The sequence below is a fragment of the Azospirillum formosense genome (assembly GCF_013340925.1).
In the GTDB taxonomy this organism is placed as follows: domain Bacteria; phylum Pseudomonadota; class Alphaproteobacteria; order Azospirillales; family Azospirillaceae; genus Azospirillum; species Azospirillum formosense.
Map to the genome: position 1 here is coordinate 1 of NZ_WHOR01000211.1, position 10,203 is coordinate 10,203.

The 10,203-nt window shown below is 67.3% G+C and carries 12 protein-coding genes; 11 read left to right on the forward strand and 1 reads right to left on the reverse strand.

Going from position 1 to position 10,203, the window contains the following annotated elements:
• Nucleotides 1–45: 45 nt before the first annotated feature.
• The 9 genes from tssA to modC all read left to right on the forward strand — a co-directional run bounded on the left by tssA (nucleotide 46) and on the right by modC (nucleotide 7,845).
• On the forward strand, nucleotides 46–1,143 hold the full coding sequence (gene tssA, locus GBZ26_RS21835) for a type VI secretion system protein TssA (RefSeq protein WP_211104892.1): 1,098 nt from the start codon (nucleotides 46–48) through the stop codon (nucleotides 1,141–1,143).
• Between the two features lie 3 nt (nucleotides 1,144–1,146).
• On the forward strand, nucleotides 1,147–1,704 hold the full coding sequence (locus tag GBZ26_RS21840; protein ID WP_174440658.1) for an Hcp family type VI secretion system effector: 558 nt from the start codon (nucleotides 1,147–1,149) through the stop codon (nucleotides 1,702–1,704).
• Nucleotides 1,701–2,288 carry a TIGR00645 family protein gene (locus GBZ26_RS21845; RefSeq protein ID WP_174440659.1) on the forward strand — a complete coding sequence of 196 codons (588 nt, stop codon included), beginning with the start codon at nucleotides 1,701–1,703 and terminating at the stop codon, nucleotides 2,286–2,288. The genes GBZ26_RS21840 and GBZ26_RS21845 overlap by 4 nt, the downstream gene beginning before the upstream one ends.
• Nucleotides 2,289–2,314: 26 nt before the next feature.
• Nucleotides 2,315–3,256 (forward strand): ligand-gated ion channel, encoded by a 942-nt coding sequence (locus tag GBZ26_RS21850; protein WP_174440660.1) that lies wholly within the window; start codon nucleotides 2,315–2,317, stop codon nucleotides 3,254–3,256.
• A gap of 82 nt (nucleotides 3,257–3,338) precedes the next feature.
• The gene (locus tag GBZ26_RS21855) at nucleotides 3,339–4,070 is read left to right on the forward strand and encodes an SIMPL domain-containing protein (RefSeq protein WP_119509459.1); all 732 of its coding nucleotides are present in this window, start codon (nucleotides 3,339–3,341) and stop codon (nucleotides 4,068–4,070) included.
• 421 nt (nucleotides 4,071–4,491) lie between these two features.
• Nucleotides 4,492–5,283, forward strand: coding sequence for a TOBE domain-containing protein (locus GBZ26_RS21860; RefSeq protein ID WP_174440661.1), 792 nt, complete (start codon nucleotides 4,492–4,494; stop codon nucleotides 5,281–5,283).
• 24 nt (nucleotides 5,284–5,307) lie between these two features.
• Nucleotides 5,308–6,054: a molybdate ABC transporter substrate-binding protein gene (modA, locus tag GBZ26_RS21865; protein ID WP_174440662.1), complete on the forward strand. Its 747-nt coding sequence runs from the start codon at nucleotides 5,308–5,310 to the stop codon at nucleotides 6,052–6,054.
• A gap of 34 nt (nucleotides 6,055–6,088) precedes the next feature.
• The gene (gene modB, locus GBZ26_RS21870; protein WP_174440663.1) at nucleotides 6,089–6,757 is read left to right on the forward strand and encodes a molybdate ABC transporter permease subunit; all 669 of its coding nucleotides are present in this window, start codon (nucleotides 6,089–6,091) and stop codon (nucleotides 6,755–6,757) included.
• Nucleotides 6,754–7,845: a molybdenum ABC transporter ATP-binding protein gene (gene modC, locus GBZ26_RS21875; protein ID WP_174440664.1), complete on the forward strand. Its 1,092-nt coding sequence runs from the start codon at nucleotides 6,754–6,756 to the stop codon at nucleotides 7,843–7,845. Before modB ends, modC begins: the two co-directional genes overlap by 4 nt.
• Before the next feature lie 18 nt (nucleotides 7,846–7,863).
• Here modC and GBZ26_RS21880 read toward each other — a convergent pair whose 3' ends face one another.
• Nucleotides 7,864–8,763 (reverse strand): DMT family transporter, encoded by a 900-nt coding sequence (locus tag GBZ26_RS21880; RefSeq protein ID WP_174440665.1) that lies wholly within the window; start codon nucleotides 8,761–8,763, stop codon nucleotides 7,864–7,866.
• Nucleotides 8,764–8,775: 12 nt separating this feature from the next.
• Here GBZ26_RS21880 and GBZ26_RS21885 point away from each other — a divergent pair, with 12 nt between their 5' ends.
• Together GBZ26_RS21885 and GBZ26_RS21890 are read left to right on the forward strand one after the other, a co-directional pair.
• Entirely contained in the window at nucleotides 8,776–9,216 is a 441-nt protein-coding gene (locus tag GBZ26_RS21885; RefSeq protein WP_246653881.1) for an acyl carrier protein, read from the forward strand.
• A gap of 101 nt (nucleotides 9,217–9,317) precedes the next feature.
• Nucleotides 9,318–9,746: a DUF1489 family protein gene (locus GBZ26_RS21890; RefSeq protein WP_174440666.1), complete on the forward strand. Its 429-nt coding sequence runs from the start codon at nucleotides 9,318–9,320 to the stop codon at nucleotides 9,744–9,746.
• Nucleotides 9,747–10,203 lie beyond the last annotated feature (457 nt).

The window sequence follows — 10,203 nt, forward strand, 5'->3', positions numbered from 1 at the left end:
CCCAATGCTCCGCCCCGCGGCCCAACGCTTCCCGTGAGCAACTCGATGACCACGTCCCACCCGCTGATCGACATCGGCGCCCTGCTCCAGCCCATCCCCGGCGACGACCCGGCGGGCGACGACCTGCGCCATGGCCCGGAATTCGACGCGCTGACCGAGGCGCGCCGGATGGACGACGATCTCGACCAAGGCATCTGGCAGACCACCGTCAAGAAGGCCGACTGGAAAGGCGTCGTCCAGCAGGCGTCGGACCTGCTGAAGACCCGCACCAAGGACCTCCAGGTCGCGGCGTGGCTGGTTCAGGCGCTGGGCCACCTGCACGGTCCGGCGGGGCTGGCCCCGGGACTTCTGCTGGTCCACGGGCTGGTCGAGGATTTCTGGGACGGCCTTTACCCGCGCCTGGACGACGGCGACCCGGAGCCGCGGCTGGCGCCGCTGGTCTGGCTGGACAGCCAGCTGTCGCGCGACCTGATGGCGACCACCGTCACCCAGCCGGGGCCGCACGCCGACGAGACGCACCGTTTCCAGGACTGGCAGAACGCCCAACGCCTGCGCAAGCTCGCTACCCGCGACCCGCGCGCCTTCCACGCGGCGGTCGATGACGGAGAGGTGACGGTCGAGCAGATCCTCGCCGCGCAGGACCGCACGCCGCCGGACTTCTACCAGACCCAGCACGGTCATCTGCGCGACACGGTGACGGCGGTGCGCACCCTGGCGGCGGAGCTGGACGCCGTGGCCGGCCGCGCGGCCCCCGGCTTCAGCCAGCTTTTGAAGACCCTGGAAAGCCTGATCCAGTTCCACCGTGAAGCGCTCGCCAAGCGCGGCATCGATCCGGACGGCGCCTCCGCCGCGACGGAGGAGGTCGACGGCGGGGAGGGGGCCACCATCGACGCGTCCGCCGAGATCATCCCCACCGCCTTCGCCCGCCCCGGCGGGCCGCGGACCCGGCAGGAAGCCTACGCGATGCTGCACCAGATCGCCGATTTCCTGGCGCGGGAGGAGCCGCACAGCCCGACCTCCTACCTCGTCCGCCGCGCCGCGGCCTGGGGGAACCTGTCCCTGCCGGAGTTGTACGCCGAGCTGCTGGGCGACCGCGGCGAGGTCGGACGGATCTTCGGCCTTCTGCGGCTTGAGGAGCGCTGAGCCATGCCCCGCATCCTGCTCGACTACCCCGGCATCAAGGGCGAGTCGCTGATCCGCAACTACAAGAATCTCGCCGATTGCGTCAGCTTCGACCTGTCGTCGGGCAAGCGCGAGGTCGGCGGCTTCAACTATGACGACCCGATCGAGGACAACTCCTACTTCGGCAGCCGGAAGGCGCAGAAGCAGGACAAGCTCGGCGTCGACAGCCTGAAGCTGGAGCGCCACTTTGACCTCGCCTCGCCCAAGCTGATGCAGGCGGCCTTCGATCCGCAGAAGAAGGACGTCACCGCGACGATCCACTTCTTCCGCACCTTCGCGCAGCTTCAGGGGGGCGAGTATTTCGGCGAGAGCGACATCTTCGCCGAGCCGTACCTGACCATCATCCTGAAGAACACGCAGATCACGGAGTATGTGCTGTCGGTCGACAACGACGACAGCAGCAACGGCACCGAGACCATCGCGCTGGCCTTCGACCAGCTGCAGATGACCTACCAGCATCAAATCGACGGCCGAAAAATCGGCCAGATCCGTGGCGACATCACATTGGCGAGCAAGTCATGACCCAGTCGAACCCGTCGGCCCTGAGCGGCGACACCACCGTCCTGTCCCGCAACGGCGCGCAGCGTCGCGGCCCAGGGCGCCGGGCCGAGCATTTCCTGGAGCAGGTGATGTTCCAGAGCCGCTGGCTCCTGGCGCCGCTCTACGTCGGTCTGGTGGGCGCGCTGCTGATGATCGGCTGGCGCTTCGCGTTGGAGCTGGTGCACGCGCTGCCGCTTCTGGTCCACGGCACGGAAAACGACATCATCCTGATCGTGCTCGGTCTGGTCGACCTGACGATGGTCGGCAACCTCGTGCTGATGGTGATCTTCAGCGGCTACGAGAACTTCGTCTCGAAGATCGACGTCGCCGGCCACGCCGACCGCCCGGAATGGATGGGCAAGCTGGATTTCAGCGCGCTGAAGGTGAAGCTGATCGCCAGCATCGTGGCGATCTCCTCCATCCAGATCCTGAAAACCTTCATGAACGTGTCGGAGGTGTCCGACCGCGACCTGATGTGGCTGGTCGCCATCCACGTCACCTTCATCGTCTCCGGCGTGCTGCTGGCGACCATGGACGTGCTGGTCAAGAAGAGCCACGCGCACTGACATCCGGCAGGAAAGGAGAGGGCATCATGATTCGGTACGTGCTGGCGTTCCTCGCCATCCTTCTGACCGGCCTGCCCGGAGCGTCTTGGGCGGAGCCGGCAAAGGTGGTGGTCGGCACCTACGTCAACCAGATCACCGGGGTGAACCTCCGCGACAATCAGGTCAACGTGGACTTCTACGTCTGGTTCCGCTGGGACGACGACTCCCTGAATCCGCTGGAGACGTTCGAGCTGATGAACGGACGGATCGAGTCCCGCACGCCCACCCCGATCCGCAAGCTCAAGGACACCAACTATGGGCAGGCGCGCGTCCAGGCCGTTCTGAACCAGCCCTGGGACGTGAGCCGCTTCCCCCTGGACACCCAGACCATCCGTCTGGTGATCGAGGACAGCGACCAGACGGCGGAGCACGTCGTCTACGTGCCGGACACCGACAACAGCACCGTCGATCCCGACGTCGACGTCTCCGGCTACTCGCTGATCAACAACGGTGCCACCATCTCGGCGCACCGCTACCGCACCAACTACGGCGACATCACCCTCCCGAAGAACCACGAATCCGTCTATTCCCGCTACACCCACGCGATCACCCTGGAGCGGCCGGATTCGGTCTATTACATCAAGACCTTCTCGACCATCTTCATCTCCTCGGTGGTGGCCTTCCTGGCCTTCCTGGTGAAGCCGGTCGACCTCGACCCCCGCTTCGGCTTGGGCATCGGCGCGCTGTTCGCCGTGGTCGCCTGCTATTTCGTCATCGCCAGCGACCTGCCGCGCAGCAGCGGCTTCACCCTGTCGGACCGGGTCAACCTCGCCTCCATGGGCATGATCTTCCTCAGCCTGATGCAGAGCGCGGTGTCTCTGATGATCTACGAGCGCAACGCGGCGAAGTCGCTGCTCCTGGACCGCTGGTGTCTGGTGGCCTTTCCCGTCGCCTACGCGCTGCTGTGCGTCTGGCTGACCACGGTGTGATGCCGACGCCCGGCGCCGCTCCGGCCTGAGCTTCGCCACAATCCTCCGTCATGCTCCGCAGGGAGCGACGAAGGAGAGTGGCATGATCGGAAACCGGACGGCGCTGGCGGCGGCGGCGTTTCTCGCCATCGGGATCGCGGTGGCGGGCTGGTCGGCGGGGCGGGAGGTCGCCCAGGTCCGGCTGGCCGACCGTTTCGTCACCGTCAAGGGCTCCGCCGAGCGCGAGGTCAAGGCGAACCTTGCGCTCTGGCCGGTGCGCTTCGTCGCCACCGGCGACGACCTGTCCGCCGTCCAGGCGAAGACCGCGGCTGATGAGAAGGCCGTGCTGGCCTTTCTGGAACGCTACGGGTTGGGCGCCGACGCCGTCGTCTCGCGCTCGCTCGACCTTGTGGACCTGCTTGCCCAGGCTTACCGCCAGGGGCCGGCGGATCAGCGCTACATCCTCACCCGCACCCTGATGATCCGCAGCCCCGACGTGGAGCGGGTCGATCGCGCCAGCCAGAATCTCGCGGAGCTGCTCGACCAGGGCGTCACCCTGGGCGGGGAGCCGGGCATGGGCTCCGGCCCCAATTACCTGTTCACGCGTCTGAACGACGTGAAGACCGAGATGATCGCCGAGGCGACCGCCAAGGCGCGCGAGGCGGCCACCCAGTTCGCGACCGACAGCGGCGCCACTCTGGGCGGCATCCGCCGCGCCAACCAGGGCCTGTTCCAGATCCTCGCCCGCGACGAGGCGCCCGGCATCATGGAAAGCCGGCAAATCGACAAGATCGTCCGCGTCGTGTCGACGCTCGACTGGGAACTGGTGGATTGATGGGGCGGAGAGCGCTCCGCCCGCATCCTTCGCTGTATAGGTCACCTACATATTGAATTCGCCGCAACCGGCCATTCCTTGCCAGAGGGATGGTGCGGGCAGCGTGGCCTGCTGCCGGGCAGCAAGGCGTTTTGAAGTCCAGATTGTTCTGATTGTTTCAATGAACTACCGTTTTCGACACGAGGCAAACAACAACGCCTTCTCAATCACTGAAAACCGCTCAAAAATTCAGCGTGATGAGCAGATGCCGTGCATCTTGTGCACGGCGTGTTGCGCGCGGCGCTCCGATTTTCAAATCAGCGATAGCGTCAATCCCGCCCATAGACCTCAGAAAATGACAATTTCGGCAGAAAGCGCTAGTTCACCTGTGTCGAGCATGGTTATATAGCGAGCGTATATAGCGAATTCGGGGTGTCCGCTGATGTCCGTCCAACCGCAGGTGTCGTTCGCCGGGCCGCACGCGTCGCCGATCGGCGCGGAGCGCATCCGGCTTTTGGAGGCGGTGGGGCGCGAGGGCAGCATTTCCGGCGCGGCGCGGTCGGTCGGCGTCACCTACAAGGCGGCCTGGGACGCCATCGACGCCATGAACAACCTGTTCGGCCGCCCTCTGGTCGAGGCGCAGGCGGGCGGAAAGCGCGGCGGCGGAACCGCCTTGACGCCGGACGGCGTGCGGCTGGTCGCCACCTTCCACCGTCTGCAGAGCGAGATGGTCCGCGCCTTCCAGGTGCTGGAACCGGAACTCAACGGCACCGGCCTCTCGGCGGCCAGCCTGATGTGGGGATTCTTCATGCGCACCAGTGCCCGCAACGCCCTTCGCGGAACCGTCACCGCCATCACCGACGGGGCGGTGAACGCCGAAGTCACCCTGGCCGTCTCAGACCAGACCTCGATCGTCGCGATCATCACCCGCGACAGCGTGCGCGACCTGGGCCTGTTCCCGGGGCGCGCGGCGACGGCCCTGATCAAGGCGCCCTTCGTGATCCTCGCCCCGGCGGACGAGGCGAAGCGCACCTCGATGCGCAACCGCGTGGAAGGCGTGGTGTCCCGCCGCGAGGACGGCGCGGTCAACAGCGAGATCACTTTGGACATCGGCGGCGGCAAGACGCTGACCGCCATCATCACGCTGCGCAGCGCCGACGACATCGGCCTGAAGCCCGGGCACCCGGCCTGCGCGCTGATCGACGCATCGCACATCATTCTTGCGGTGGATTGACGATAGAACGGAAGGAGTTTTCGAATGACGCGTTTCCTGCTTGCCGCCGTCGCGCTGCTGTCCGTCTCGGCGACGGCCCGGGCCGACGAGTTCAACGTCGCGGTCGCCGCGAACTTCACCGCCCCGGCGAAGGAGATCGCCACCGCCTTCGAGCAGAAGACCGGCCACAAGGCGGTCCTGAGCTTCGGCGCGACCGGCCAGTTCTACGCCCAGATCAAGCAGGATGCGCCCTTCGTCGTCTTCCTCGCCGCCGACGACGAGACCCCGAAGAAGGCGGTGGAGGAGGGCTTGGCCGTTCCGGACTCCCGCTTCACCTACGCCGTCGGCCGTCTGGTGCTGTGGACCAAGGCCGGCGACGCGCCGCTGGGCGAGGACACGCTGCGCAAGGGCGCCTTCGAGAAGCTGTCGATCGCCAACCCGGCGACCGCGCCCTACGGCGCCGCCGCGGTGCAGGCCATGAAGAAGATGGGCGTTTACGAGGCGATCCAGCCGAAGATCGTCCAGGGCAACAGCATCGCCCAGGCCTTCCAGTTCGCCGAGACCGGCGCCGCCGAGTTGGCCTTCGTCGCCCTGTCCCAGGTGATCGCCAAGCCGGACGGCACCCGCTGGCCGGTTCCGGAGGCGCTGCACGACCCGATCTTCCAGGACGCCGTCCTGCTGAAGAAGGGCGCCGGCAACGAGGCCGCCACGGCCTTCCTCGCCTTCCTGAAGGGACCGGAGGCCGCCGCGGTGATCTCCAAGTACGGCTACGGCACGCGGGCGCCGAACTGACCATGCCGGCCTCCCTGGCAAGGACGGATCGCCGATGAGCTGGCAACCGATCATCCTGACCCTGGAACTGGCGGCGTTGACGACGGTCATCCTGCTGATCGTCGGAACGCCCCTGGCTTGGTGGCTGGCGCGGTCCGGAGCCTGGTGGAAGGAGGCGGTGGCCACGGTGGTGGCGCTGCCTCTGGTCCTGCCGCCGACGGTTCTCGGCTTCTACCTGCTGATGCTGCTGGGGCCGAACGGCCCCGGCGGGTGGCTGGCCTCCCTGTGGGGCGCCCGCTCCATGGCCTTCACCTTCGAGGGGCTGGTCATCGGGTCGGTGCTGTACTCCATGCCCTTCGTGGTGCAGCCGATCCGCAACGCCTTCGAGGCGTTCGGCGACCGCCCGCTGGAGGCGGCAGCGACGCTGCGCGCCTCGCCGCTCGACACCTTCTTCACCGTGGCGGTGCCGCTGGCCCGCCGCGGCTTCCTGACCGGCGCCGTGCTGGGCTTCGCCCACACCATGGGCGAGTTCGGCGTCGTCCTGATGATCGGCGGCAACATCCCCGGCCAGACCAAGGTCCTCTCGGTGGCCATCTACGACTATGTCGAGACGCTGCAATGGGACGAGGCCCATCTGCTGGCCGGCGGCATGCTGGTCTTCTCCTTCACGGTGATCCTGACGATGATGATGCTGGAGAAGCGCATCGGGCGGGGCAGGCGATGAGTCTGTCGGTGCATTTCCACGGGACGCTCGGCCGGTTCGCTCTGGACGTGGCGTTCGAGGCGCCGGGCCGCGGCATCACCGCCCTGTTCGGTCCGTCCGGCTGCGGCAAGACCTCGGTGCTGCGCTGCGCGGCCGGGCTGCAGCGGCTGAACGGGCGCTTCGCCCTGGACGGCGATGTCTGGCAGGAGGGGAGGACCTTCCGGCCGACGCACAAGCGGCCCATCGGCTACGTCTTCCAGGAGGCCAGCCTGTTCCCCCATCTGTCGGTGCGCACCAACCTGCTGTTCGGTCATCGCCGGACGGTGGGGCGCGGCGTGCCGGAGCACATCCTCCTGAACGACGTGGTCGATCTGCTGGGGCTGGGGCATCTGCTCGACCGTTCGCCGGAGCATCTGTCCGGCGGCGAGCGCCAGCGGGTCGGCGTCGGCCGCGCGCTGCTCTCGCAGCCGCGCCTGCTGCTGATGGACGAGCCGCTGGCGGCGCTCGACCGCTTCAGCAAGGAGGAAATCCTCCCCTATCTGGAGCGGCTGCACGGCGTCCTGTCCGTTCCCGTCCTCTATGTCAGCCACGACATCGCGGAGGTCGAGCGGCTGGCGGACCATCTGGTGCTGCTGCGCCAGGGGCGCGTCGTCGCCGCCGGCCCGATGCAGGAACTCCAGGCCGATCCCACCCTGCCCATCGCCCGCATGCCCGAAGCCGGGGTGACCCTGCCCGCGGTGGTGGCGGGGCGGGAGGACGCCTATGGCCTGACCCTGCTGCGGCTGGACGGCGGCCACCTGCTCGTTCCGGGCGACCTCGGGCCGCAGGGGACGGCGCGGCGCGCCCGCATCGCGGCGTCCGACGTCAGCCTCGCCCGCAACCCGCCCGAGGGCAGCACCATCCTGAACGCGCTTCCCGCCCGCATCGTCGCGGCGGAGCGGCAGGACGAGGTGCAGATGATGGCCGTCGTGGCTCTGGGCAAGGAGGGCAGGGGGGCGCGCATGCTCGCCCGGGTCACCCGCAAGAGCTGGGACGCCCTCGGCCTGTCGCCGGGCCAGCCGGTCTACGCCCAGGTCAAGGGTGTCGCCCTGGTCCAGGAAACGATGTGATTCGGATGGGCGCTGCGCTTATCCCGGCGTGAAGCGCTTGGGCAGGCGCAGCGACCCCGTTCCCATCGCGATCCCGAACAGAACGCACAACAGCCCGGCGGCGTGGGCCAGCGTGAAGGCCTCGCCCAGGAACAGCACGGCGGCCAGCACGCCCGCCGCCGGGATCAGCCCGGTGAACAGCCCGGCCCGGTTGGCCGGGACGTGGGCGATCCCGCGCATCCACAGCACCACCGCCAGCAAGCCGCCGGTCAGGCCGGACGCCACGAACAGCAGCCAGACCCAGCCGGGCACCGCGGCCGGATCGAAGCCGCCCAGCGTCGCCAGCGCGCCCGGCGCCATCATCGCCGCGGCGAGGACATTCGCCAGACAGGTCAGTGCCAAAGGCGGAATCCGCCCGCCGAGCTGCCGCGCGAAGACCCCGTACAGCCCCTCCGACACGACCGCCCCCAGCACCAGCGCGTTGCCGACGACGGAATCGTCCGGTCCACCGCCGCCACCGGGGCGTAGATTCAGCGCCGCCATGCCAACGACCGCCAGGGCGATGGCCGCTGCGCTGCCGGCTCCGATCCGCTCGCGCAGGATCAGCGCCGCCCCCAGCGCCGTCATGGCCGGTATGGTGCTGGTGATGATTCCCGCGGCCACCGCGCTGGTCTCGCGCAGCCCATAGAGAAGAAACAGGTTGAACAGCACCATGCCGAACAGGGAGAGCAGGGCGAGGCTTGTCCAGTCCCTGCCATTGCGCGGCAGCGCCGCCGCTCCACCCCTGAGGGCAAAGGGCGCCAGCAGCACCGCAACCAGGGCGAAGCGCATTTCCGCCGCCACAAGCGGCGGGATGTGGGATACGATCACCTTGGATGCCGGAACGGACAGGCCGACCAGGGTCATCGACAGGGCGAGGTTGAGATAAGCGGCGCGCATGGGCCGCATTCTATGGACGCCGCCGTCTTACGGAAGCGGCATTTTCACGCAATGAATTTGCAAAGAATGCGTGTCATTCTTCGCGCCAAGGTCGCGGTACACAAGGGGCGGGGTATGTCGGAGCCGATCCTCGGGATCACCAATTGGATGCATCTGTTCCGCTGGATCGTGAAGCTGATCCGTGACGAATACGGCGTGGATGAAAAGGTCCTGACCCGCAACGCCGTGCTGGACGGAGGGATCGGCCTCACCGCCGAGCAGCTGGAACAGGTTCTGGACCACATTGCCGAAACCTTCGAACTGACCTTCCCGGAAAACACCCTGAACGAAACCGTGCGGTTGGAAGACCTCTGCACGCTGACGGCCTGGATGCGCGGCCTCTTCAAGAAGCCGGACTTCGTCACCCCGCCGTTCGAAGAGCGCTGCCGGTCCCTCAACAACGTGCCGGCCTGACCGGCGCACCGCGCTTTCAACAGCGCATGGCTGGAAACGCTGCCGCGGATTACCATCTGCGGCAGCGAACCCGTCCCGCCAACCTCTCTCCTGAGCCGTTCATGCCGTTGCATCTCATCAAGCTCGCCGTCGGGATCGACGACCTCGACCATCTGGCGGCGGTGCAGGCGCGCCGCGCGCAGGCTGTCGACGGCCGGTCGATGATTCCCGTCTTCACGCGCCGCGTGCCGAAGCGGGGGGAGGAAATCCTCGCCGGCGGTTCGATCTACTGGGTGGTCCGCGGGTCCGTCGCGGCACGTCAGCGGGTGGTCGCCATCGACACCACCGTGGACGAGGAAGGGGAGAGCTGCTGCATCCTCGGAATGGACCCGCAGCTCGTCGCCACCGTGCCGACGCCGCACCGCCCGTTCCAGGGGTGGCGCTATCTCAATCCGGAAACGGTGCCCAGGGACCTGTCCGAAGCGGGCGGACAGGGCGACGAATTGCCGGCCCATCTGGCCGCCGAACTGCGGTCTCTCGGCCTGCTGTAGTCGGTTCGCCCGGCTGCGGCCCGCCAACCCATTGATTTTTCACGATCGGGTAGAATTTTCATCACCCTGTCAAAAAAGCGCTTGCGTGTTCGTGGGGGAGGCGCCTATAACCCCCTCCACCGACGCGGTGGCCGCCAACGAGGCGCCGACGGGTCGGGAACACAGAGACATTCTGGCCCTGGCGGTCCACTCCTTGAAGGGAATGGGCGCGGGGTGTTGCGGTTCTCCTGGGAGCCGCGGGATCTTGGATATTGTTGATACCGTGTTGTGAGAAGGGATGCGCAGGCGGCGGTTTTGGCCGTTGGCCGCGGACCGGTTCCGGAAGGGACCGGCATCGCGGGTCGCTTGAGCATCTCGGTCAAGCAGTAAGAGACGAACAGTTTCGAAGGCTTGGGTTGAGGTCGCTTTGAGCGGCCCTGTCAAGTGGATGCTTCGGTGTCCAGCTTGAACCTGAGAG